General features: G+C 40.7%; 15 protein-coding genes. 4 read left to right on the top strand and 11 right to left on the bottom strand.

The window, feature by feature from the left end; all coding sequences use genetic code 11:
• Nucleotides 1-76: 76 nt before the first annotated feature.
• The 8 genes from H7U17_RS17430 to H7U17_RS17395 form a co-directional block, all read right to left on the bottom strand.
• Nucleotides 77-1,600 carry a RagB/SusD family nutrient uptake outer membrane protein gene (locus H7U17_RS17430; protein ID WP_186758042.1) on the bottom strand — a complete coding sequence of 508 codons (1,524 nt, stop codon included), beginning with the start codon at nt 1,598-1,600 and terminating at the stop codon, nt 77-79.
• Nucleotides 1,601-1,626: 26 nt separating this feature from the next.
• Nucleotides 1,627-5,007, bottom strand: a complete 3,381-nt coding sequence (locus tag H7U17_RS17425; RefSeq protein WP_230981464.1) for a SusC/RagA family TonB-linked outer membrane protein — start codon at nt 5,005-5,007, stop codon at nt 1,627-1,629.
• A 55-nt stretch (nt 5,008-5,062) separates the two neighbouring features.
• Complete coding sequence (locus tag H7U17_RS17420; protein ID WP_186758041.1) at nt 5,063-6,115, bottom strand: FecR family protein; 1,053 nt, start codon at nt 6,113-6,115, stop codon at nt 5,063-5,065.
• A gap of 226 nt (nt 6,116-6,341) precedes the next feature.
• On the bottom strand, nt 6,342-7,022 hold the full coding sequence (locus H7U17_RS17415) for an RNA polymerase sigma factor (protein ID WP_186758040.1): 681 nt from the start codon (nt 7,020-7,022) through the stop codon (nt 6,342-6,344).
• A gap of 399 nt (nt 7,023-7,421) precedes the next feature.
• Nucleotides 7,422-7,832 carry an SRPBCC family protein gene (locus H7U17_RS17410; RefSeq protein ID WP_186758039.1) on the bottom strand — a complete coding sequence of 137 codons (411 nt, stop codon included), beginning with the start codon at nt 7,830-7,832 and terminating at the stop codon, nt 7,422-7,424.
• A gap of 465 nt (nt 7,833-8,297) precedes the next feature.
• Complete coding sequence (gene tnpA / locus H7U17_RS17405) at nt 8,298-8,759, bottom strand: IS200/IS605 family transposase (protein WP_186758038.1); 462 nt, start codon at nt 8,757-8,759, stop codon at nt 8,298-8,300.
• A gap of 920 nt (nt 8,760-9,679) precedes the next feature.
• Nucleotides 9,680-11,242: a sulfatase family protein gene (locus H7U17_RS17400; protein WP_186758037.1), complete on the bottom strand. Its 1,563-nt coding sequence runs from the start codon at nt 11,240-11,242 to the stop codon at nt 9,680-9,682.
• 520 nt (nt 11,243-11,762) lie between these two features.
• Nucleotides 11,763-13,832, bottom strand: a complete 2,070-nt coding sequence (locus H7U17_RS17395) for a sulfatase-like hydrolase/transferase (RefSeq protein WP_186758036.1) — start codon at nt 13,830-13,832, stop codon at nt 11,763-11,765.
• A 1,143-nt stretch (nt 13,833-14,975) separates the two neighbouring features.
• Between H7U17_RS17395 and H7U17_RS17390 the strand changes: the two genes are divergently transcribed.
• A complete protein-coding gene (locus H7U17_RS17390) occupies nt 14,976-15,272 on the top strand; it encodes a hypothetical protein (protein WP_186758035.1) in 297 nt (98 codons plus the stop codon).
• Between the two features lie 323 nt (nt 15,273-15,595).
• On the top strand, nt 15,596-15,778 hold the full coding sequence (locus H7U17_RS17385; protein WP_186758034.1) for a hypothetical protein: 183 nt from the start codon (nt 15,596-15,598) through the stop codon (nt 15,776-15,778).
• Between the two features lie 192 nt (nt 15,779-15,970).
• Here the strand turns inward: H7U17_RS17385 and H7U17_RS17380 are convergent, their stop codons facing one another.
• Nucleotides 15,971-16,954, bottom strand: coding sequence for a polysaccharide deacetylase family protein (locus H7U17_RS17380; RefSeq protein WP_186758033.1), 984 nt, complete (start codon nt 16,952-16,954; stop codon nt 15,971-15,973).
• A gap of 1,350 nt (nt 16,955-18,304) precedes the next feature.
• On the opposite strand from H7U17_RS17380, the gene H7U17_RS17375 reads away from it, so the two are divergent.
• On the top strand, nt 18,305-18,472 hold the full coding sequence (locus tag H7U17_RS17375) for a hypothetical protein (protein ID WP_186758032.1): 168 nt from the start codon (nt 18,305-18,307) through the stop codon (nt 18,470-18,472).
• Between the two features lie 502 nt (nt 18,473-18,974).
• Here H7U17_RS17375 and H7U17_RS17370 read toward each other — a convergent pair.
• Nucleotides 18,975-20,153 carry a hypothetical protein gene (locus tag H7U17_RS17370; protein WP_186758031.1) on the bottom strand — a complete coding sequence of 393 codons (1,179 nt, stop codon included), beginning with the start codon at nt 20,151-20,153 and terminating at the stop codon, nt 18,975-18,977.
• A gap of 631 nt (nt 20,154-20,784) precedes the next feature.
• On the opposite strand from H7U17_RS17370, the gene H7U17_RS17365 reads away from it, so the two are divergent.
• Nucleotides 20,785-20,961 carry a hypothetical protein gene (locus tag H7U17_RS17365; protein ID WP_186758030.1) on the top strand — a complete coding sequence of 59 codons (177 nt, stop codon included), beginning with the start codon at nt 20,785-20,787 and terminating at the stop codon, nt 20,959-20,961.
• 1,906 nt (nt 20,962-22,867) lie between these two features.
• On the opposite strand, the gene H7U17_RS17360 is transcribed toward H7U17_RS17365, so the two are convergent.
• On the bottom strand, nt 22,868-24,088 hold the full coding sequence (locus H7U17_RS17360) for a glycosyltransferase family protein (protein WP_186758029.1): 1,221 nt from the start codon (nt 24,086-24,088) through the stop codon (nt 22,868-22,870).
• Nucleotides 24,089-25,018 lie beyond the last annotated feature (930 nt).

Genomic DNA, 25,018 nt, shown 5'->3' with positions numbered 1-25,018 from the left:
TCCAGTTAGTGTGGTTGCCCTAAAAGTAGAAAAGCCTTGAATAATCCCAAAGCTTTTCTATTTAATCTATTGAATTTTATTGATAATCGGGATTTTGCTCCAATATACCATTGCTTTTATCAATTTCGGACTGCGGGATTGGCCAATGAAAGAACTTATCTTCGTAATGATAACCAACTATTCCATCTTCGACATTATTCAGGACGTCTTCGGCAATTCTCCACCTTTTCAAATCATAAAGTCTTAATCCTTCAAAGGCCAACTCAATTCTTCTTTCATGTCTGATTCGCTCACGCATCTCCTCTTTCGAAAGCCCGGCAGGCAATGCAGGCATATCGGATCTTAATCTCACTTCATTGATTGCATCATAAACGTCTGCATTAGGGCCTGAAAGCTCATTTTCAAGCTCTGCATACATCAATAACACATCTGCATATCTAAGCAATACCCAGTCCTGTTGACTTCTGGTCGAATAACCATAAGGGATCAAGCTTGGAGTCAGGAATTTCTTCAAGCCAAATGTAGTTGGACCGCCATTGGAAGGAGTATGAGTATTGCCATCGCCCCAATCAACAATATCTTTGAATACTGTTTTGGTCAATCGGCTATCCCTATTATTAAAGGGTTGTTCAGTATCAGTTAAGGGAGATTCCCCATATGGAAGGCCATCGATACATTCATAATCATCCACAAAATTTTGCAAAGGACTAATCACAAACCAGTCACCATACCACTGGTCCATTGATGTGGCATTATCAGGAGCCAAGAATTTGATGGAAAATATAATTTCCTTATTTCCTTCCTGTGTGCCATCCTTGAATACATTGACATATTCATCAGCCAAACCATATCCTGCCCCCATTAAAGAAGTCGCTAGACTTTTGGCGTCCTGAAGCACATCCATTTTGGCATTGCCATTTTCATCATAAGCATCGTACATAAGTACCCTTAACAATAAGCCCTCAGCTGAGGATTTTACTACATGTCCAGCACCATCACTGAATGGAACTGCACTCAGTTTCCCTATAGCCTCATTGAGGTCAGCCGTAATTTGTGCTAATACAGCTGATTCTGGCTGTTTCTCCTGATGCTGATTTTCAAGGTTAAGGGGTGCTGTTACTACTGGCACCGAACCATAAGCTTTATAAAGCTCGAAATAAAAATATGCCCTAAAGAATTTGGCTTCCCCCTCGTAAACTCCTATTTGCTCAGGGCTAATATCTGTGCCCATATAATTGGATAATTGGTCTAGGAAAATATTCACCCTTGCTATGGCCTGATAGCTAGAACTATAGATATTAGACACATATCCTCCAGAAGTTGGGTTGATATTCCCCTGAACAATTTCCCTAGATCCCCAGTAATTATGCTGACCATAACCATTATCGGTCAAAACATCCAAATTAGGTGCACCAAAGGAATACATGGAATTTTGAATGGTACCATAAATTGCTGTTAGGGCATTATCAAAATCGGATTTAGATTTCCAGAACAAACTGGAAGAAAGCTGATCGGTGGGGTTTTTATCAAGAAATCCTTCACACCCAGCCATTAGCGTCATTGACAAAATGATTAATGTATATTTTTTTATTCTTTTCATAATCGCTTAGTTTTTGAATGGGAGAATTAAAGTTGAACCTGAAGACCGAAAGAGTAAATCTTATTTTGAGGATAGTTGACAAACCTTCCATTTCCACCTCTTTCAGGGTCAAGCCCTGGGTAATCAGTTATAGTAACCAAGTTGTCTCCAGAGAAATAAACCCTCAATTTGTTGAGCTTTAGCTTATTTAAAACTACCTCATTAAAGCTGTACCCCAACACTAAATTCTTCATTCTCAAATAGCTAGCATCCTGTAAAAAGTAGGTAGACGCTCTAGAAATCTTTCCTCCATCATTCCAGCCCCAATACATTTTAGGCATGGTTGTAGAAGGGTTTTCTGGCGTCCAACGATTTCTCCAATCTACGGTAGGAACTGCTCCTTGAACAAAAGGAATGGTTCCCCAGCCATTGACAAATACATCTCTTTTTTGCACTCCCTGGAAAAAGGCTGAAAAGTCGAATCCTTTATAAGAAGCGCCCAGGTTAAATGAATATTCAAACTTTGGAAAAGGGTTACCAATTACTATGCGGTCATCCGCATTGATCACATTATCCCCATTTTGATCCTTAAATTTCAAATCTCCCGGAGTGGTATTATCATTGAATTGTTTGGGAGCATTATTAACTTCTTCTTGGGTTTGGAAAATCCCTTCCCATTCCAACATATAATAGCTACCCCAAGGTAATCCCTCGCGATAAATATTATTACCACTGATCTGCTCAGCACCGTATTCTACCAACTCATTTCTGAATCGATCAATAAAGAAACCAGCTTCATAATTAAGACCTTGCAAGCTTCCATCCTTGATATAGTTTCTATAATTCATGCTAAATTCCAAGCCGGTATTTTGCATCACCCCATCATTTATCGTCGGAGGTGTCAAGCCGACAACACCAGCCAATTGAGATTGCCTCAAGATGTCTGAGGTCACCTTTCTATACCAATCTACTGTCACACTCAATCCATTGAATATCATCATATCCAGCCCAATATCGGTCACCTTAGTGGTTTCCCATTTGATATTGGCATTAGAAAGTCTGGTCTGTGCCACGCCAGTGGAAAGGTCTGCATTGTCAAATGGATAAGCACCTGTGAATAATAATATGTCTTGGTAAGGATAAAGGCCTATGTTCTGATTTCCCAATTCACCATAAGAAGCCCTTAACTTGAGGTCATTTAACCAGTCGATATTTCCATCTGCAATAAATGACTCTTCAGAAACCCTCCAGCCAGCTGAAACAGATGGGAAAGCACCCCACCTGGTATCAGGGCTCAACCTACTGGTACCATCGTACCTTAGATTCACCTCTAATAAATAGCGCTCATCATAATTATATCCAGCACGTCCGAAGAAAGACTGTATCGCCCATGCATTACTGGTTCCAGATGCATTTTGTACTGCTGGACTACCAGCATTTAGCTCTAATAGTTCATTACTGGAAAAACGTTCTCTATAACCTCTAAGAAATTCATAAGAGTTATTCTCTTGACTGTAACCGGCCTGTAAGTTTAAATTATGATTGCCACCTAAGTTTTTTTCATAGTTTAGGTAAGTAAACAAATTGGTATAGATATTCTGATAAGCATCTACGATCAGTCCTCTACCTCCTACATCCAAATCGGTCATAAAATCACCGGTGTGGTAGTTGTATAGCGGCACAGCTGGCCTCCAGTCTTTGCTCTTAGTAAAATCAGCCACGACGGCTCCTTTTGTATACCATTTTAATCCCGGTACCAATTGGAATTCAGTCCAAGCTTGTGCATTGATAGAATGGTCCACCACATTATTAAGCACACCATTTTCAATGATGGCTACTGGGTTTTTGTTATTGCTTTCAAATGGAAACGCTTTATAGGAGTACCTTCCAGAACCATCAGGTAAAGTAGGCAAATAAGTTGGAGCTTGGGCCAAGGTAGCCAAGAAGGAGTCTACAGCTCCTTGTCTTGGATTGGAGCGATCTCCCCTTTTAAATGATAGGTTAGTACCAAACTTGACATTTTCATTCAAACCAGAATTTAAGTTTACCCGGAAGTTATAGCGTTCATAATCGAAGCCCTTCATCACCCCTTCTTGATTGACATATCCCAAAGACACATTATAAGTGGTCAGCTTTTCTCCTCCGTTAAAAGACAAATAATGATTTTGTGTGGGAGCAGGATTAAACATGATGTCCACCCAATCAGCATTGGGGTATTTATTTCTATCTGTAGCATTTCTATACATGTCAATTTGTTCTTGGGTGTACAGACCTGTATTAATATTGGTATTCAACTTTGCCTCGTTGAACAATTCCATGTACTCAGCCGAATTGGTAATGAATTCCGGCATTCTTGATGGGCTATTGATAGCATAGTTTCCATTATAATCTATTTTCAATCCCCCTTTGCTTCCTTTTTTGGTAGTAACAAGGATCACTCCATTGGCAGCTCTTGATCCATAAATGGATGCTGAGGCTGCATCTTTTAGTACAGAAACATTTTCTATATCATTAGGTGAAATATCGGAAAGACTTCCTTCCACACCATCTATCAGTACCAAAGGATTGGAACCTGCACCACTAAAAGTTCCCTGTCCTCTTATCTGAATTCCCAGACCTTCATTCCCTGGTTGTCCAGAGTTTTGCACCACCCTTACACCAGGCATTCTGCCTTGAAGCATCGAAGCAGCATTGGTTACGGGTCTTTTATTGAGTACATCTCCCCCTACATCTGCAACCGCACCCGTAACATTGATTTTTTTCTGGGTACCATACCCTACTACCACTACTTCTTCCAAACCCTGAAGATCCTCTTCCAACACCACCTCAATTATTGATTGGTTACCTACCATAATCTCTTGGGCTTTGTAACCCACAAATGAAAAGATCAGTATCGCCTCATCATTAGGAACAGTGATACTAAAAGCTCCATCAATATCGGTGGCCGTACCTGTCGTAGTCCCTTTAATACTTATTGTTGCCCCAGGAATAGCCTGCCCATCCACAGCTGATGTGACCACTCCTCTTACTGTCCGCTCAAAGACCACACTTTCCACGATTTCCTTTTCCTTTTGTTTGGATACATGAATGGTGTTATTAATGCTTTTAAAGCGGAGTTTAGCATTTCTGGAAAGCTCTTCTAAGGCTGACAATAAAGTACCATTATGAACAGAAAGATCCTGTAGGGGCAAATCACCAAGTCTTTGCTTCTCGTAAGCAAAAGCATATCCTGTCTTCCGTTCAATTTCCTCAAATATGGTATACACCTCTTGCTGATTAGCATCAATGGTCAGGTATACCTGATCTATTCCTTTGTCTTGAGAACTATTGACTGCCGCAGCAACCGTCTTTGCTAGTACGAGGAATGCCAGTAAAAATGACATCCCTATGGTCCTTTTAAAATTTAGAATTGGTACTTTTTGATTCATAATCATTTTGGGTTAGTTGAAAATTATGTGATTATATTTATTGATATGCCTATTATTATTTGACCTTTGATTTCACTAAAATTTTATGTCCTTGGATTTCAAATTTTATCCCTGCGGAATATTCCATGCCCATCAAAACATTTTTTAGGCTTTGGTCCTCAAACCTCCCTGTATAGTCCCCTTCCAGTTTTACATCTTTTTCTATGATAAAGGTGACATCATACCAATTAGAAAGCTGCTCAAAAACCTCTTCATATTTTGCATCCTGGAATTTTAGGATCTTCTCTTTCCAGCCCACCAATAATTCATAGTCGTAAAAATCCTTGCTCAGGGCATTGGTTTTACGGTTATAAAAAACAGCCTCTTCCGGAGTGATATGACTTTCTATACCATTCCCTGTAGTGACTTTAACCTTGCCTGTCACTACAGCTACATGTAACATATTTTGTTCTTCATAGGCTTTGATATCAAAAGAGGTTCCCAATACACGGGTCTCCAATTCCCCACTTTTCACTATAAAAGGCCTGGCTGTATCCCTTTCCACATCAAAAAATGCCTGCCCCTTTAAATCTATCTGCCTTGTATCACCAAAAGTTTCCGGATAACTTATGCTACTACCAGAATTCAAAACCACTTTTGAACCATCAGGAAGCAAAACTGTCTTTTTTATACCTTTTGGGGCTTCTTTATTGATTATAGGTATGCTCATAGAGAGCATAACATCCTTTGGTTTGTCAAACCAAATGCTATAAACCACCATCATCATTCCCAAAAGAAGGATAGATGCAGCTATGGACCTTCCCCAGGTAAAAATTCCCGGCTTATCCGCTGCATAGTGTCTACTACTTTTCACTTCATCACTCTTATGATTGGCAAGGATAAGTTGGTCCAATCCCTTATAGAACCTCTCTTCATCTATCCTATTTTCTTCAACAGGTTTGAGGTTTTTGGCAATCAGTCTGGCATTATTGAACATTTTCATCTTATCAGGATTATTTCTGCACCATTTCTCCCAGTACCTATTGCTATGGTCATTTGGTGCACTTACCCATTTGATAAAAAAGGTGTTCTTCAGAAAATCAGATTCGTTCTTTGGCTCGAATTCCATTTATATATCTCTTGATTGAAATCAATTTTGCGTTATTGATTATTGAGAGACACGAGTTCGAAAAGTGACATCGGGAAAAGTGAGATTTTTTCGAAAAAAAATTAATTAGCCTAAAATCTGCTTATCTGAAATAAAGCCAATAGCCTGAATAAGGCTGATTTGAAAGTTGGGAGTGGGAAGTCCGAAGTGAGAGATTGAAGGTTGGAAGTGATAAGAGAAGTTAAAATCAAACCATATTCAATAATATAGGCAGTAGAAAAAGTATGTCTTCGTGTTTTTTTAAGACCTCTGACATATTGTTAATGGCTTTATAGAGGAGGTTTCTAGCAGAACGTAAATTGGAGAACCCCATGATCCCTGCTATTTCCTTATACGAAAGCTGTTCAAAAAAATATAGTGATATGATTTCTCTTTGCCTTATAGGTAAATCATTGCTGATTTTATGAAGTAGTTTTTTTACATCTACAGTCAAAGGGGTTGTCAAAGCATAAAATTCAGCTTCCACCTCCATTTTAAACCCATCCAGCCGCTCATAATCTTCATTTAGTTTTATCTTTCGGTTACGCTTTAAGACCCTCAGCAGTTTTCTACGATAAGATGAATAAAGATAATTTTTTATGGATTTAATTTCTCCCAACTGGTTCTTTTTCGAGACCATATACAGAAATACATCTTGTACAATATCATAGGCCAAGTCCCGATCGTGGGTAATCTGCGTGCCATAATTAAACAATTTATTGGCAAAGCGAGTATAAATTTCAGCCAGTGCCTCATCTTCTCCCATTTTAACGCCTTCCCATAATAATTCATCTGTTAGCGTACTAACTGAATTGCCCACAATAGGTAAGCCCCCCTCCCTATTAGGATCATCTATATTATCTGAAAACTGCGTATTCAGGCGAAGCATTTTGGTTGTTTTTGGAAATATTGCAAAAGAATATTAGAGATGAATTATGGATAGGAGCTTGCAATAATGTATTATTCACCCCTACCCATTACCCTAAATCAAAATAAAACAGCAACTGAATAGCTTAATATCAAAATTTACTAAAACGTTTTTATCCTAATTGCAAATCAAGTATGGATATTGGATAAAATAAAGTCAATAACTAAAAAAACCATTAAGAAAAGTGGTTGCCATCCCTGTTAAAAGTGGTTCCTTAGTCCAACAAGCATTTAAGGTGCTTCAAATAAAAAATGGGGTCAAATGGCCTTATAAATAAAATAAGGATTGAAAAAAACCGGTAGGGCTATATGCCTTTATTTCCCTACCTTCAAACACTGGTTCTTCTCAAATAGGTATGGGTCAATTCGATTCCACATACTTTTTAAAGTTATCGAGGATTGCCTGCCAGCCCGCCCGCTGCATTTCCAGTGGATTGGAGGATTCCGGCTGGAATATTTCTTCAATAATGGTTTTATTCCCCTCTTTCACAAAGTTTAATTTTACATTTCGGCCATCATCAAGATCATAGGCTATCAGTTCTCCTTGGACCACATCCAGGTACACTCCAGAAAAGTCAAAGCCCATACTGCCATCTTTTGCTTCCATTCTTGAGGTGAAAGTTCCTCCCTTTCTCAGGTCATTATTGGCACTTGGGCAATGCCATTCATCAGTGGCGGCATTCCAATTGGTGATGTGTTCCGGTTCGGTCCAATACACCCAAACTTTTTCTATTGGGGCATTGATAGTGGTTTTTATGGTGATTTTTTCCATAGCCAGGGTTTATTGGTTGTAGTTATGGAATATAATGTTTTTGGTATTTTTAATCAATTTCTTTACTCGTTAAAATATTCGACCCCCTCGGGGTCGTGTTCTGATTTTCGTTAACGATTCTAACTATGTTTTAAGATCCCTAAGGAATCAAACATTCCTAACGAGACCTATTGCAATAAACAAATAACGACTCCGAAGGAGTCTTACAAAACGGATGAATAAGTGAGAGAAACAAAAATAACTTTGTACCTAATATCCAATCCATATTGCTTAAACTAAAACATAATGTTGGACCTCATTGGGGGCGGAAAATAAATTTCCTTTACGAATCTAATTGGGTGTTCCCCCTTTGGGGTAATAGAAATATTTCAAGATCCCGAAGGGACCATACATTCATATTATAACCAAAGGTTATAAGTACCTACCTACTCCAAAGGATTGGAACAAAAAACTTCTATGTTGAGCTCAATCAATCCAGTCAAATAAATATTCCTCCTTAAACTCCATCTTATATTCATTTAAGTATTTCCTATACTCTTTACGAAATGTATTCTTGGTATGGTGTTCTTTTTGATTGTGAATATAATTAATAACTCGATCTATAGATGCTGGACAGTGAGAAAAAGCCCCAAAACCTTCTTGCCAACAAAAAAAACGATCTTTCCGAAATATTTCATTGATATAAACATTACTGGATTTTTTTATTTCCCTGACCAAATCAGATAAGCAGCAGGACGGTCTCATTCCAATAAGGATATGAATATGATCGGGCATTCCATTTATGGCCATTAATTTTTGACCTTTATTAGTGATAATCCCTGTGATGTATTTGTAAACTTCAGCCTCCCATTCAGGATCAATAAGGCTTTTCCTTCCTTTTACTGCAAAGATGATATGGATGTAAATTTGAGAAAAAGTACTAGACATAGTTATAAATTTAAAAGTGAATTATTAATCTAATCATTATTGTTCTTTTTTTCAATGATTTACCCTTCTAGCCTGTTCTGGCTGCTATATTGTTCGACCCCTTCGGGGTCGTGTTCTGATTATCGCTTTCGATCCTAATTATGTTTTACCCCTTCGGGGTAAGGGCAATAGAGAGGTGGGTAATAAATATATTAAGGGAACTATCGATAAGGCCAATCGCATAGTGCAAAGATTATAATGGTCTCTTACCTGATGGTATATTTGACCTCATTCCGATCAAAAGATCAATCTTCTTTATGAATATAAAAATGTTTTACCCCTTCGGGGTAAGGGCAATAGAGAGGTGGGTAATAAATATATTAAGGGAACTATCGATAAGGCCAATCGCATAGTGCAAAGATTATAATGGTCTCTTACCTAATGGTATATTTGACCTCATTCCGATCAAAAGATCAATCTTCTTTATGAATATAAAAATGTTTTACCCCCTTCGGGGTATAGACCGTAACATGGCTAATTTTCTTAGAGGAAGTGAGACCATATCTGGATGCAAATGGATCAAGCATATTTTAACCCTTAGTACTATGACATTAAAAAATATGGCATCAAGAATAGGTTACTTCTGCACAATGATCCCGAAGGGATCAAACATTCTTAACGAGATCGTCTAATCTAAAGTATCCTGCGACTCCAAAGGAGTCGAACATATCGTGTTTCAGCTATCAAACTCGGCTAATAAAAAAATTAAGGCTGTCTCAATATTTGTCATGTCGATGTGAGGATAAATCTATTGATTTGCTTAATGGTGAAAATCAACTAGATGAGATTCTTTCCCGTTAGTCAACGGGAAGAAATCTTTCGTCAGAATGACACAAAAATAGACCTATGAGACAGCCTCTTTTGAGTAGTTTTGGTGAGGCTTATTTTAATTCCAAAGCTTCAACTTCTGTGTTTTCATTGCCTCTGATTTGGTTATAATCAGCGACCATTGCTTTCAGTTTTTCTGGGTTACTTGCTGCCAGGTTGTTCTGCTGTCCAATATCATCCTTGAGGTTATAGAGTTGGTATTCACTATCATTGCCCAATTCAATATTCACCTGGCTCGCTACTGCTGCTCCTTTGTATGGAGGAATCATGATCCAGTCCCCTTGCCTCAAGGCGGTTCTCGAAGTGGCTTCCAAGACCAATTCATCCCTGCCTTCTTGGGAATCTCCCATAAAAACATCCAAGAGGTTTTTGCTATCCAAATCTTTTTGGTCACTGCCTACCAGGTCAGCCATTGAATTCAGCAAATCCATTTGACATACCAAGGCATCAGAAACCTGAGGGGCAATTTTATCTTTCCAATAAACCATAAACGGCACACGGGTGCCCGCTTCGAACAGGCTGTATTTACCACCTCTTAGCGGACCTGCAGGTGTATGGTCCCCTAATTTCTCTACTGCATCATCATAATAGCCATCATTCAATACTGGACCATTATCACTTGAGAAAACAATCAATGTGTTCTCCAATAAGCCTTCTTCTTCCAAGGTTTTCATGAATTCACCTACACACCAATCTGCTTCCAAGATGACATCCCCTCTAGGTCCCATACCTGATTTACCTTCAAATCTAGGATGCGGGGTACGGGGTACGTGAGGTTGCTGCAGTGCATAGTAAAGGAAAAAAGGCTCATCTTTATGGGCTTTTACATAATCTTGGGCCTTGGCCAAGAAATGATCAGCCATGTCCACATCAGACCACTTGGCTGATTCCCCACCTTTCATAAAGCCAATTCTTGGCACACCGTTCACGATGCTGTTATTATGTCCATGGTGCCATCTCATGGTCAATAATTCCGGGTTATCCTTGCCAGTAGGCTCTCCTTCAAAGTTCTTGGAATAGCTCACCTCAATAGGATCGTTTGGATCAAGGTTGACCACATGGCCATCTTCTATATAAACTGTAGGCACCCTATCTTGGGTAGCTGCCAAAATATGGCTATAATCAAAGCCCACTTCATTGGGACTAGGGCTGATCTTTTCATTCCAGTTGACATTCCCATTGCCCAGACCAAGGTGCCATTTCCCTACTATCCCGGTATAATAGCCTTGTTCTTTCAGCATTTTAGGAAGGGTCATTTGCTCAGTACTGATCAATAAAGGTGCTGTCCCAGGAAGGATTTTAGCATTTTTATTTCTCCATGGATACATGCCCGTCAATAGCGCATAACGGCTTGGGGTACAGGTCGCCGATGAAGCATATCCATTGGTAAAGCGGATTCCACCATTGGCCAGCTTGTCCATATTTGGCGTATTGATTTCAGTGGCCCCGTAAGCGCTGACATCCCCATATCCCAAATCATCCATATAGATAACGATGATATTGGGTTTGCTTACTTCAGCTTCAGTAGTTTCAGTTTGGGTCTTGGAACTACATGCTACTCCAGACATGGTGGCTAGAAAGCCCAGGGCCAGGAGTTTTAAAGGTTTGTACTTCATAAGTGGTTTATTGTTTATTTGTTTTGGTTCTCATTAAATATCGTCTTAACACTCTTGATTGAAATTCACTTTATGGTTGTTTTTTGAGCAAAATGCTCAAGATTATATGTGTAACCACTAAACCTCATGTAGCCAAACAAAGATAGAAGTTTGTTTTTAAGCTTTCCTACTTTTTCCATTGATGAAAAAGTAGGCAAAAAATCTAGGCCATGGAGCCTTCTTCAAATTGAGTCGCTTACGGATTCGATTGGGACCATTAACTCAATTTGATTTTGGAAAACTTGTTTCGGGCTAAAAATGAGCGGATCTCGCTGTTCCACTACGCGAGCTAGCTCATTTTCTTAACGCCCTCCTCAACTGTTCCAAAACCGAATGCTCCAAAGGCCGAATAAGGGATTTCGGTGATTATTTCGTATCTCAGAGGATACGTGCAAAGACACGGATACACATTCAGGTATAATATTGTCCAACAGCTGAGTTACTGGACAATAATTTTATTTCTAAATTAGGCAGTAATTGGTTACTTGAAATAGACATTGTCGGGTAGCTCAGTTTTGCCAGTGTCATTGAAGTTCCAGTATAGGTTCAATGCTGGGGCAGCGGTTAGGTCCTTATTTGAATAATAAAGCTTGATGGGATGATAACCAGCTTCTAGGTATACGGTACCGGAGATTGGCCCTTCAGAGGAATAGTTCCCATCCAAAACTCCAATATTATGGATTCTCATGAAGACTTTTTGGCCTCCAGCTTCCACGGAAAACTCATATTTACCATCTCCCGGCACTCTTATATAGCCTTCATATACCTGAAGGTTACCTTTAGACTGCTCATCGCCAAAAGACAGGGTGTTTATTTTTTTACGTTGAATAGCCTTACCGGTCCATTGCGGAATCCAAGGGGCATCATGGTTGAAGCTATGAACCGTTAATCCTGGTTTTGCCTTTTTCAAATCCACAGCTGGCACCAATTCCTTATCATAAGGTCTAGGAGCCTCTGCATCAGCAATCCTTCTTCTCAAAACAGCAGCTTTAAACTCCTTTTGAAGTTCGGGCATTGAGGCAGCCAAATCCTGGGCCTGATGGGAGTCTTCAGTGACATCATAGATCTCAAAATCTTCATCATGGCTTTGGATATCATACCTTACGCCTACCATATTTCCTTTACGGATCATTTGCATTTGACCACGTTTCTTACCTTGGTGGGCTTCATTGAACTCCGCATAATTAGGTATTTTTCCACCTTGGGAATATTCCACGTATACTTGACTTTCCGACTGCTTTCCTTTTCCGGTCAGCGAGGCCAATAATGATACCCCATCGGTTCTTACCGGGGCAGCTATACCTGCTGCAGCTGCAAAAGTAGGCAACCAATCATAAGAAATACTTGGCTCATCCACCACGGTATTTTCCTTTATCTGACCTGGCCAGTAGGCTATGGTGGCCGTTCTCAATCCTCCTTCATATACATCCCTTTTGATCCCATCGAAATGGGCAAAGTTATTGAAGAACTCTGGGGTGTAATTAACGTATTCTTTTGGCAAATAAGACTCCCTAGAAGGTCCGTTATCAGAAGTAAAGACCACCAAGGTATGCTCATCAATTTCCAAGTCTTTCAATAATTGCAGGATATCACCTACCTGATCATCAATTCTCCTATTGACCGTTGCATAGCGCTTATAAGTATCGGGCCAAGCCACTTCCGGTGTAGCCGAGTTTTTATCATCGTCATAGGTAGCATTGGCAAATTCTGGATAGGTAAAGGAATCCACCTCTCCAGAGGCCGTATTGATCATTTTACCTGGAGTTCCGAGCCATTGTAAACCACCATTTAGACCGCCTCCTTCAGGGTAATCCTGTGTAGGCAGCTCCAAAACCGCATGGGGCGTATCATAGGAAAGGAACATAAAGAATGGCTCATCTTCCTTGTCCTTATTATGCTCAATAATATATTGCTTGGCCTTGGCAGTGAAAAGATCCCCCGTATAGCATTTGTCCAGCCCTTGGGCAATATCATAATTTTCATACACGTCCTTTGCTCCACGATAAATGCCTTCCACAGGATAGTGTTCGTGACCATCACGATGACGGATATAACCATAGTAATAATCAAATCCTTTTTTGAGCGGATGCGATGGCCAATCAGGGCCTTCTCCTGGACCTTGCAAGCCCCACTTACCGATCAGGGCGGTGGAATAGCCTGCTTCTTTGAGTACGTCTGCTATGGTGTAATTATCTCCCAGGTACTTATCAAACTGATTGTCCCTCACATGGGCATGGCCTTGGTTTACCCCCATTAGAATGGAAGCCCTAGAAGGCGCACAAACCGGTGCTGCCGTATAATGATTGGTCAGCATGGCTCCTGCTTCAGCCATATTGTCCAATTCGGGTGTTAATATCCAAGGCTCACTGCGGTCTCCAGCAGCCATTCGCTCATTTTGGAAGAATTTACCCAAGTCCCCGTATCCAAGGTCGTCGGTAAGTATAAAGATAATGTTTGGCTTTTCTGGTGAAGCCTGCTGTGCCTTAAGGCCAAAAGAAATTAATAAGCTGCTAATTAGTGCTAAACTAAAAAAGCGATAATTTTTATGCATTATTAAGGGGTTTAATAGATTTATTTTTTTGCTTTTTTTTTAATTTATAATCTGAGTAATAAATTTTCTGATTATCCGCAATGATGCCAGTAACCTTAAATCCTTTGCTTAAGTGGTCGGGAGTTTGAAGACTGAAGACCGAAGGAGTTGATATTTAAATTAAAACGAACATTTCGATTCGCTTTTAACTTTTACTGGTGCAATTGCGGATATACATAATAAATTTTATGATTATCCGCTATTACACCAGTAAGCTTATTTCTCACGGATTCCACAGATTTTCACGGAATAAAATATCGTTTCTTTGGACTTTTGTGTTCTTACTGAAAGAATATCTTATTTACAAAAAGCTAGTGGTGTCTTTGCGGATATACATAATAAATTTTATTTACATAGTTGTTTTATAGTTTCTTAATGAAGTTTTCTGTTCTTTTATTCAGGTATTGTTTTGTTCTTAATGGTCTTCATGAATGCTGCGCATTTCCATTGATGAAAAGAACCATCCCGATAGCTATCGGGACTAGGCCTGTGGAGCCTCCTTCAAATTGGTCAATTTCATTTCCGAGCTTTTTCATATTCCCAATTTGATTTTGAAAAATTGCTTCAGGTTAAAAATGAGTTGATCTTGCTCGTCCACTTCACAAGCTAACTCCTTTTTTAAACACCTTCAACAATTATTCAAAAACTGATCCTCCAATGGCCATCCTTTGAATTTTCATTTTTAATTGATTTAACTCGTACAAATAATACTATAAATGAAATCAAACTTACACCCCCAGGAGTCTAATCTTTTATAGAGTGAAATAAATCCGAACAAAACCTCAATCTAAATTAAGGTCTTAAAATTTCTCATTGAAGAGCTTCTTCAATTTCGCTTAAGCTAATCCAAATTTAAGAAGCCAATTTATTGAATTTATTTAAATAATCTTGATCATTTTTTATGGTTTTAGCTCATTAGTCAAAAAATAAGAAAGGAAATAATGTTATTTCAAAAGGAAAAGGAATTTATTGGGTGGAGTCGGGAATGGGGAATGGTTAAGGGTTAACTGATGAATTGTCGAACTGTCGAACCTGCCTTGCGGCGGCCAGTCTAGGGAATTGGTGGATTGGGGTTCGGGATTCGGGAATGGGTGAACTGATGAATTGTCCAACTGTCGAACTGTTGAACCTGCCTTGCGGCAGCCTGGCTGGGGAATTGGTGGATTGGGATTCGGGATTCGGGATTCGGGATTCGGGATTCGGGAATGGGGAATGGTTGAACTGATGGATTGTCGAACTGTCGAACCTGCCTTGCGGCAGCTTGGCTGGGGGATTGGTGGATTGTGGTTCGGGAATGGGGAATGGTTGAACTGGTTAATTGTTTGGGGGTGGGGCATTGCAAATGCCCTTTTATATGAGTTCCAAATTGCAAATTTGGAACAGCATTATTTGGTGTATTGAGTAGCTAGTATCTAGTAGCAAGATGAGGGTAAAGAATAAAGAGTAAAGATTGGGAATGGGATAGGTTATCTGCTTTCGACTTTTGACTTTCAATTTTAGGACTTAGGCGCTCGGCATTCCCATCGCTACCCCCGGCCCCTGAAGGGGAGCCTAACGCGCTATAGAACGAGGTTTGAAGTAGAAAGGATTTGAGACGGGAGACAGGAGTACGAAGTATAAAGTACGAACTGGGAAGTTGGAAGCTTGAATCCGTTTGTGCCTTACAAATGCCAATTTTCGGTGAGTCTGGATTGCAAATTCAGGCTAGCAAAGGGTATTGAGATTTGAGATACTTAAATATAGTTGAGTCAGAGACTCAAGTTTCATCGTCCCGCAGTACAACTGACGGGACAACGGAGATTAATGGGGAATGGTTGAACTGGTTAATTGTCGAACTGTTGAACTTGGCTTTCGGCAGACTGGCTGGGGGATTGGTGGATTGGGAATGGGGAATGGTTAATGGTTAATGGTTAACTGGTTAATTGTTTGGGGGTTGGGGCGTTGCAAATGCCCTTTTATATGAGTTCCAAATTGCAAATTTGGAACAGCATTATTTGGAGTATTGAGTAGCAAGATGAGAGTAAAGAATAAAGAGTAAAGATTGGGAATGGAATAGGTTTTCAGCCTTAGCCATAATGGATTAGCTTGGTCTTTTGGTTTTAAGAGACTGCCTTTACTTTTTTGTGTGTGCCGCTGAGGGAAAGCATATTATAGGACTGCATGCCGTATTGTTCCTCCAACCCTTTAAAATGTTGTAAAATCACCTTCAAAAAACTTAAGTTTTCCGAGGTATAGGCACCAAAATTATGTGGATGCCACCATAAATGGTATACCTCCCCGTTTTTTGCTGCCAAGGTCATTTCTTCCATAATCCGCTGTATCCTGCGTTGATTAAAAATAGAAGGCTGCCTATATGGCCTCAACAGACGGGAGGCGGGTAGGTTGATCATCCCGGATGGATCATTAAAAACCTGCTCCAAGGGGTAGGAAGTCCTGTTGCCCAATGCATAAAGTGTATCTCCAGTGCGAAAAACCTTTTTCAATAAGTTGCTTTTTTCCGGGGCTCTCCAAAACCAATCAGAGGGATTTCCCCTAAAAGCCTCAAAGCCCTCCTCTTTACAGATGGCAATACTTTCTGGCCCATATTGATTTCTAGGAAATACCAAAGAGCTGAGGCAAAGCCCAAATTTTTCCTTGGCAATCTTCTTGGCCATCTTTAAATCTGCCCGAAATTGAGACAATTCCTGCCCCTCTTCCTGGGTATAATAATGTGAAAAAGTATGGGAGCCTATTTCCTGTCCGGGGCTGTTGATGATCCTTTTGATCAATTCCGGAGCAAAAAGGCTTTTTGGGTCCGCGTTCATATTATTTGCTGCCCACTCAAAAGCAGAAAGATTGGTATTGGTATAAGTAGGAAAATCACTTGGCAAATAATCCTTCCATTCGTCCCAGCTTTCGGCGAAGAGCATACCCACTGTAGCCCAGGTGGCCTCTATCCCAAAAGCCTCAAACAATTCCAATATTTTGGGTATTGCCAGGCGAGCATTTTGGTAATAATCCCGTTCAGCAGCCAGTGGGAATTTATCGAATCTTCCCCAGTGCAGTTCAAAATCCAGCGATATGGTAAAAATGGAATTTCTCATTAATAACTAAAAATACACTTTTGTATATAAATATTCACTGTTTATCACAAAAACATTTCAAAAGGCGTGAATTTTATTCCCTTTTAGGGGAGTATTAAAGGTATTCAATTGTTTAGCAAAACTAGTTAATTAAGTCTATAAAGTGAAATTTAGTAGGAAGTATGAGGTGGGAGGTGGGAAATACGAGGTAGGAAGTATGATGAATGGGGAATGAAGAATGAAAAATGGTTGAACCTGCCTTGCGGCAGCCAGGCTGATGAATTGTTGAACTGATGAACTGTTGAACCTGCCTTGCGGCAGCCTGGCTAGGGGATTGGGGGATTAGGAATGGTTAAGGGTTAATGGTTAACTGGTTAATTGTTTGAGGTTGGGGCATTGCGTGGTACGAGGGATGAAGTACGAAGTACAAAGTATCATGGAAAGGTTTGAGACAGGAGACGGGAGTATGATGAATGGGGAATGAAGAATTAGGAATGAAGAATGAAAAATGGTTGAACTGATGAATTGTCGAACTGTTGAACTGTCGAACCTGCCTTGCGGCAGCCTGGCTGGGGGATTGGTGGATTGGGAATGGTTAAGGGTTAATGGTTAACTGGTTAATTGTTTGAGGTTGGGGCATTGCAAATGCCCTTTTATATGAGTTCCAAATTGCAAATGGGAAACAGCATTATTTGGAGTATTGAGTAGCTAGTAGCTAGTAGCAAGATGAGGGTAAAGAATAAAGAGATGTAAGATTTGAGACTTTAGATAATAGAAGAAAGAGTAAAGACTGAGAATAGGACTAAGCTTTAAGCATTAGACTTTTGACATTCAGCTTTCTGTATTCCACATTCCTAATTCAACATTCCTGTTTTCCTCCCCAGACCCCGAAGGGGTCAAATATACGTAGACGTCATGCAACACGTCGTCCCAACGACCCCAAAGGGGTCGAACCTCACACGATAACAGACAAATCTTAAAGTAGAACCAATAGAGATTTGGTTTAATATGAATTTTAGGGGCATTGCAAATGCCCTTTTATATGAGTTCCAAATTGCAAATTTGGAACAGCATTATTTGGAGTATTGAGTAGCTAGTATCTAGTAGCAAGGTGAGGGTAAAGAATAAAGAGTAAAGATTGGGAATGGAATAGGTTATCTGCTTTCGACTTTTGACTTTCAACTTTAGGCCTTAGGCGCTCTGCATTCCCATCGCTACCCCCGGCCCCTGAAGGGGAGCCTAACGCGCTATAGAACGAGGTTTGAAGTAGAAAGGATTTGAGACGGGAGACAGGAGACCGGAGATAAGGTACGATGTACGAAGTATAATGAATGGGTAATGAAGAATTAGGAATGAAGAATGGTTGAACTGATGAATTGTCGAACTGTTGAACTGTCGAACCTGCCTTGTGGCAGCCAGGATGGGGAATTGGTGGATTGGGAATGGTTAAGGGTTAATGGTAAATTGTTTGAGGTTGGGGCATTGCAAATGCCCTTTTATATGAGTTCCAAATTGCAAATTTGGAACAGCATTATATGAAGTATCAAGTAGCTAGTATCTAGTAGCAAGATGAGGGTAAAGAATAAAGAGTAAAGATTGGGAATAGAATAGGGTTTAAGCTTTTGCCTTCCAGCCTTAGGCATTCGGCATCCATCATTCCGATTTTCCTCCCCAGACCCCGAAGGGGTCAAATATACGTAGACGTCATTCAACACGTCGTCCCAACGACCCCAAAGGGGTCGAACCTCACACGATAACAGACAAATCTTAAAGTAGAACCAATAGAGATTTGGTTTAATATGAATTTTAGGGGCATTGCAAATGCCATGTTATATGAGTTCCAAATTGCAAATTTGGAACAGCATTATATGAAGTATCAAGTAGCTAGTATCTAGTAGCAAGATGAGGGTAAAGAATAAAGAGTAAAGATTGGGAATAGAATAGGGTTTAAGCTTTTGCCTTCCAGCTTTAGGCATTCGGCATCCATCATTCCGATTTTCCTCCCTAGCCCCCGAAGGGGTCGAACCTTAAAAACTGATCGCTAAATGCCTTGAGAGGCTTCTTTGGTTTTCTCCTTGTACATCCAAGCCAGGAACAATATGATCAATAGCATATAGGGGGCTTTCATGCGCATCATTATTCCCCAATTCCCCAGGCTATTGGCATATAATAGGGAGCTAAACAGAAATAATAGCAGCCCAAAGCGATGAAAAAGTGGGATTATCCTCCAAGACTGCCATCTTGCCTTAAGCAAAAAGAAAATCAAGAGGACCATCATCAGACTATTTTCTATGGCCGCTGCCATCACCATATATCCACCTTTTATTTCCCAGATAAATGGCCTGAACCAATAGGTTATCAAACGCATGGCTTGTCCGTATTCCAACATGGGCACGGAGGAACCTATGCCCTCACCACTGAGCATTGCTATCTGCTGCCTACTAATTTCAATTGGGTTAAGGTTAGGCAGTTCCTTGATTCCTGAATACCAGTAAAATACGGGTATACTCAATCCCGATAGTACCAAAGCCAGTACAAAAATTATTTTGTAGCGCTTGGAAAGCCATTTTAGCTCCAAAGCATATACCCCTATCAAAGCGATAGCGATCAAGGCTGCCAAATAGGTCCTTACCATAAAAACACTTGCCAAGGCCATCATCGCCAAGACCCAATATTTCCTTTCACTCTTTTGAGACAGTGCAAAAACCAGTGCTGACAATCCCCAAAAACAGAGTGCTTCCTTCCCTACCCCTGCTGTCCAAAAATGTATATTGGGCAAATAAAGTAAGCCCAAGGCCAGAGGCAATCCCTTAAACTTTGGACCACTATGGTAATGATAAAGTATGATATTACTCCAATACCTAAAGCCATAATAGGCGATCAGGGCATAGATTATATTCCCTGTCCACCATGACCAGTTAAGGACTTTGGAAGGGAGATAATTGAGCCAATAGATAAATGGATAGCCTACCCCAAAATAATCGCCCCAAGAATCTGCATTAGGATCTGCCAAAGGGCCGCTCAGTGCCCAATAGCCTTTGCTATCCCCTCCTTCCATGCCTATATAGTAGCTAAAAACCAGTACCATGGACATATGATATAGCAATAGCCCCTGAAGGTGGGCCAGGTAGGTATTGGGCATCGCTTTTCTTTTGGCCATTCGCATATTGTCCACTATGCATAGACAAATCAATAGAATAACAAAAAGGTACTGGAGCATATTTCGGTGGTTAAGAAAAATCTAAACTAGTAAAAATTTAAGACTTGAGAATTGAGATATGAGATTTTAGATGGGGGATTGAGTCGGGAGACGGGAGACGGAAGACGGGAGTATGATGAATGGGGAATGAAAAATGGTTGAACTGGTGAATTGTCGAACTGTTGAACTGTCGAACCTGCCTTGCGGCAGCCAGGATGGGGAATTGTTGGATTGGGGATTGGGGATTCGGGATTCGGGATTGGGGGATTGGGGTTCGGGAATGGTTAAGGGTTAAATGGTAAATTGTTTGAGGTTGGGGCATTGCAAATGCCATTTTATATGAGGTCCACATTGCAAATGGGGAACAGCATTATTTGGAGTATTGAGTAGCTAGTATCTAGTAGCAAGATGAGAGTAAAGAATAAAGAGAAAAGAGTAAAGAACAAAGACTGGATGCTCCCTCTTGTAAGAATAGATTCACGCTATCTTTTGTCTCTCTGAGGGTAGCGAACCTGGCTGCCTTTGGTAGAGCGTCTTAGTTGTCTGAGTCATGAGTATTGAGTCGTGAGATGGGAGTATGAAGTATGAGGTGGGAAGTATGGAAGATGATGAATGGGGAATGAAGAATTAGGAATGAAAAATGGTTGAACTGATGAATTGTCGAACTGTTGAACTGTCGAACCTGCCTTGCGGCAGCCAGGATGGGGAATTGGTGGATTGCGAATGGTTAAGGGTTAACTGGTTAATTGTTTGGGTATGGGGCATTGCAAATGCCATTTTATATGAGGTCCAAATTGTAAATGGGAAACAGCATTATTTGGAGTATTGAGTAGCTAGTAGCTAGTAGCAAGATGAGGATAAAGAATAAAGAGAAATGAGTAAAGAACAAAGACTGGATGCTCCCTCTTGTAAGAATAGATTCACGCTATCTTTTGTCTCTCTGAGGGTAGCGAACCTGTCTAACTTTGGTAGGTTGAGAGTCTCTTTGCAGCATCGTATGATATTAGGTGGAGATTTGAGATTTGAGATTTGAGACTGGAGAACGGAGTACGAGGTAGGAAGTATGGAAGATGATGAATGGGTAATGAAGAATTAGGAATGAAAAATGGTTGAACTGATGAATTGTCGAACTGTTGAACTGTCGAACCTGCCTTGCGGCAGCCTGGCTGGAGGATTGGGGGATTGGGGTTCGGGAATGGTTAAGGGTTAACTGGGTAATGAAGAATTAGGAATGAAGAATGAAAAATGGTTGAATTGATGAATTGTCGAACTGTAGAACCTGCCTTGCAGCAGCCTGGCTGGGGGATTGGGGTTCGGGAATGGTTAAGGGTTAACTGGGTAATGAAGAATTAGGAATGAAGAATGAAAAATGGTTGAATTGATGAATTGTCGAACTGTAGAACCTGCCTTGCAGCAGCCTGGCTGGGGGATTGGGGTTCGGGATTCGGGAATGGTTAAGGTTAAATGGTAAATTGTTTGAGGTTGGGGCATTGCAAATGCCCTTTTATATGAGTTCCACATTGCAAATGGGGAACAGCATTATTTGGAGTATTGAGTAGCTAGTATCTAGTAGCAAGATGAGAGTAAAGAATAAAGAGAAAAGAGTAAAGAACAAAGACTGGATGCTCCCTCTTGTAAGAATAGATTCACGCTATCTTTTGGCTCTCTGAGGGTAGCGAACCTGGCTGCCTTTGGTAGAGCGTCTTAGTTGTCTGAGTCATGAGTATTGAGTCGTGAGATGGGAGTATGAAGTATGAGGTGGGAAGTACGATGTAGAAAGTACGAAGGATCAGGCACCTTATTGTAAATGTTGAACAGCTCCGTGAACGAACTTTCAGCTTTCGGCCTTTGGCCTTTAGCTTCAATATATCAACTAGACCTTAGGAACAGAGAGTCTCTTTGCAGCATCGTTTGATATTAGGTGAAGATTTGAGATTTGAGACTGGAGACGGGAGAAGGGAGTATGATGAATGGGGAATGAAGAATTAGGAATGAAAAATGGTTGAACAGGTGAATTGTCGAACTGTTGAACTGTCGAACCTGCCTTGCGGCAGCCTGGCTGGGGGATTGGAGGATTGGGGATTGGGATTCGGGAATGGTTAAGGGTTAACTGGTTAATTGTTTGTGGGTTGGGGCATTGCAAATGCCATTTTATATGAGTTCCAAATTGTAAATGGGAAACAGCATTATTTGGAGTATTGAGTAGCTAGTAGCTAGTAGCAAGATGAGGGTAAAGAATAAAGAGTAAAGATTGGGAATGGAATAGGTTATCTGCTTTCGACTTTTGACTTTCAACTTTAGGCCTTAGGCGCTCTGCATTCCCATCGCTACCCCCGGCCCCTGAAGGGGAGCCTAACGCGCTATAGAACAAGGTTTGAAGTAGAAAGGATTTGAGACGGGAGACAGGAGACCGGAGATAAGGTACGAAGTATAAGGTACAAAGTGGGAAGTGTAAAGTTGGAAGCTTGAATCCGTTTGTGGCTTACAAATGCCAATTTTCGGTGAGTCTGGATTGCAAATTCAGGCTAGCAAAGGGTATTGAGATTTGAGACACATAAATATAGTTGAGTCAGAGACTCAAGCTTCATCGTCCCGCAGTACAACTGACGGGACAACGGAGACGTAAACGTAAGGGCATTGCAAATGCCCTGATATATTGGTTCCACATAACAAATGTGGAACAGCTGTGTAATCAACACTAACTAGGATAATTTAAACAACTTAAAATCAAACCATTAAACAACCTCACTTAATACTTTTTTATAAGCCTCCACGCTTTTTGCCAAGGTAAAATGGTTTAAAGCAAAGCTTCTGATTTCTTGGCGGTTGACTGGGGGCAATTGTTCGAGCCATTCTACGGCTTTTTCCTTTCTCTCCTGCTCGCGGTGGTAATATAAATGGACAAAGGGCAGGCCTTGAAATAGTAGTTCGGTATCTCCTATACCACTGCTGGCTATCACGGGAAGTCCCATCAACAAATACTCCCCTAGCTTAATGGGCGCTACTCCCCTCATGCTCCATGCTGGTAGGCGCAGGGAAAGGGCTATGTCAGCAGCAGATAAATAAGCGGGAATTTCCTTAAAGGGCACCGCCTTATGGATCAGTTTGTCTTTAAGGTCTTTTGGGGTATGTTGTTTTAGATAAATATCATTGGATGATAAAATTAAAAAGCGGCTTTGGGGATGTTTTTCCAGGTATAATGCAAATATCCCCAGCATCTCCTTCAGGGCATATTGGGGTCCCAAGGTACCTGTATACACCCAAAGCTTTGCCTCCTCTTCCAAGCCCAAGCCCTCTCTGACCCGCTCCCGTGACTTGACAGAAAATGAAAATAGGGAGGCATCCCGACCATTGCTTACCAAAGAAAAATCCCTTCTCCTGCTCTCCCCGACTTTGGGAATATGGTAGTCTATGGACTTTTGGGTCCGACATAAGACCTTATCTGCCTTTTTGAGCATCTTGGTCTCTTGCCTTTTTAGGTATTTGTACTGAAAGTCTGTCGTTTCCAATGAGGTAAAGTCCAAGCGCTCTTCCAAGGGCAGGCCATCTGCATCAAAGACCACCTTCACCTCTTTCCTTTTCAATACCCACCAGAGTCTATTGACCATCAGGGCCGGCATGGTGCTTCTGGGCATGATGATATCAACCCCTTCCTGCTTGATCAGTTTTTTGATCATCTTTCTCCCTTGGTAAGTAGTCCATAAGGTTCCCAGCAATGGATGTGGTTTTCTGGTAATGGGATGATGCCAATAGGCTATGCCTTTTTCTGCAGCCAGGCTTTTTAATTGCTTTACCTTATTTGGCTTGGCCCAGGAAAATTGGAGGATGGCACAGCTATATTCTCCCTGTTCCTGGAGGCCATCCAATATGGGCAGGAAAAGGCTTTCCAGGTAATTGGTGCTGTCACTGTCCCAGGTGATGAAGAGGAGTTTTTTGGGGTGGTTGACGTTATTCAAGTTAAGATAAAGTTATTGGGTGAGAGTAATATTAGATGCTAGACCCTAGACGTGAGACAGGAGACGTGAGATATAAGAGTAATGAAAAAAGATCCCGATAGTCATCGGGACAGGGTAAAGATCAAAGACTGGATACGCTTCCAAGTTACAAATGTGGAACAGCATTATTTGAAGAATTGAGTATCTAGTAGCTAGTAGCTTGTATCAAGAGTCAAGAACAAAGAGCAAAGACTGAGTATGGGACTAAGCTTTCAGCCTTAGACTTTTGACATTCAGCTTTCGGCATTCCTAATTAACCTTTTTCCCTCAAGACCCCGAAGGGGGAACAGCATTATTTGAAGTATCTAGTAGCTAGTATCAAGTAGCAAGGGTAAAGAGACTTGAGACTTGAGATAATAGAAGAAAGAACAAAGAGTAAAGACTGGATACGCTTCATATGACAAATGCTGAGCAGCTATAGCTCCTTGTCATTCTGACTGCAAGGAAGAATCTCTTTACGACATCGCATTATTTTTTACACTAGCCTGGGGATCATATATCTGCATATATTCGTTTTCCATGGATTCAAAGGGGCATTGCAAATGCCCGTTTATAGGGGTTCCACATTGCAAATGTGGAACAGCATTAATTGAAGAATTGAGTATCTAGTAGCTAGTAGCTTGTATCAAGAGTCAAGAACAAAGAGCAAAGACTGAGTATGGGACTAAGCTTTCAGCCTTAGACTTTTGACATTCAGCTTTCGGCATTCCTAATTAACCTTTTTCCCTCAAGACCCCGAAGGGGGAACAGCATTATTTGAAGTATCTAGTAGCTAGTATCAAGTAGCAAGGGTAAAGAGACTTGAGACTTGAGATAATAGAAGAAAGAACAAAGAGTAAAGACTGGATACGCTTCATATGACAAATGCTGAGCAGCTATAGCTCCTTGTCA

It is taken from the genome of Echinicola salinicaeni (assembly GCF_014280965.1).
GTDB lineage: Bacteria > Bacteroidota > Bacteroidia > Cytophagales > Cyclobacteriaceae > Echinicola > Echinicola salinicaeni.
This window is presented reverse-complemented; position numbering and strand designations above follow the sequence as displayed.

Bases quoted from the DNA above. Each gene is read 5' to 3' on its own strand.
- H7U17_RS17430 (WP_186758042.1), bottom strand. From the start codon at position 1,600: ATGAAAAGAATAAAAAAATATACATTAATCATTTTGTCAATGACGCTA.
- H7U17_RS17425 (WP_230981464.1), bottom strand. From the start codon at position 5,007: ATGAATCAAAAAGTACCAATTCTAAATTTTAAAAGGACCATAGGGATG.
- H7U17_RS17420 (WP_186758041.1), bottom strand. From the start codon at position 6,115: ATGGAATTCGAGCCAAAGAACGAATCTGATTTTCTGAAGAACACCTTT.
- H7U17_RS17415 (WP_186758040.1), bottom strand. From the start codon at position 7,022: ATGCTTCGCCTGAATACGCAGTTTTCAGATAATATAGATGATCCTAAT.
- H7U17_RS17410 (WP_186758039.1), bottom strand. From the start codon at position 7,832: ATGGAAAAAATCACCATAAAAACCACTATCAATGCCCCAATAGAAAAA.
- tnpA (WP_186758038.1), bottom strand. From the start codon at position 8,759: ATGTCTAGTACTTTTTCTCAAATTTACATCCATATCATCTTTGCAGTA.
- H7U17_RS17400 (WP_186758037.1), bottom strand. From the start codon at position 11,242: ATGAAGTACAAACCTTTAAAACTCCTGGCCCTGGGCTTTCTAGCCACC.
- H7U17_RS17395 (WP_186758036.1), bottom strand. From the start codon at position 13,832: ATGCATAAAAATTATCGCTTTTTTAGTTTAGCACTAATTAGCAGCTTA.
- H7U17_RS17380 (WP_186758033.1), bottom strand. From the start codon at position 16,954: ATGAGAAATTCCATTTTTACCATATCGCTGGATTTTGAACTGCACTGG.
- H7U17_RS17375 (WP_186758032.1), top strand. From the start codon at position 18,305: ATGAATTGTCGAACTGTTGAACTGTCGAACCTGCCTTGTGGCAGCCAG.
- H7U17_RS17370 (WP_186758031.1), bottom strand. From the start codon at position 20,153: ATGCTCCAGTACCTTTTTGTTATTCTATTGATTTGTCTATGCATAGTG.
- H7U17_RS17365 (WP_186758030.1), top strand. From the start codon at position 20,785: ATGAATTGTCGAACTGTTGAACTGTCGAACCTGCCTTGCGGCAGCCAG.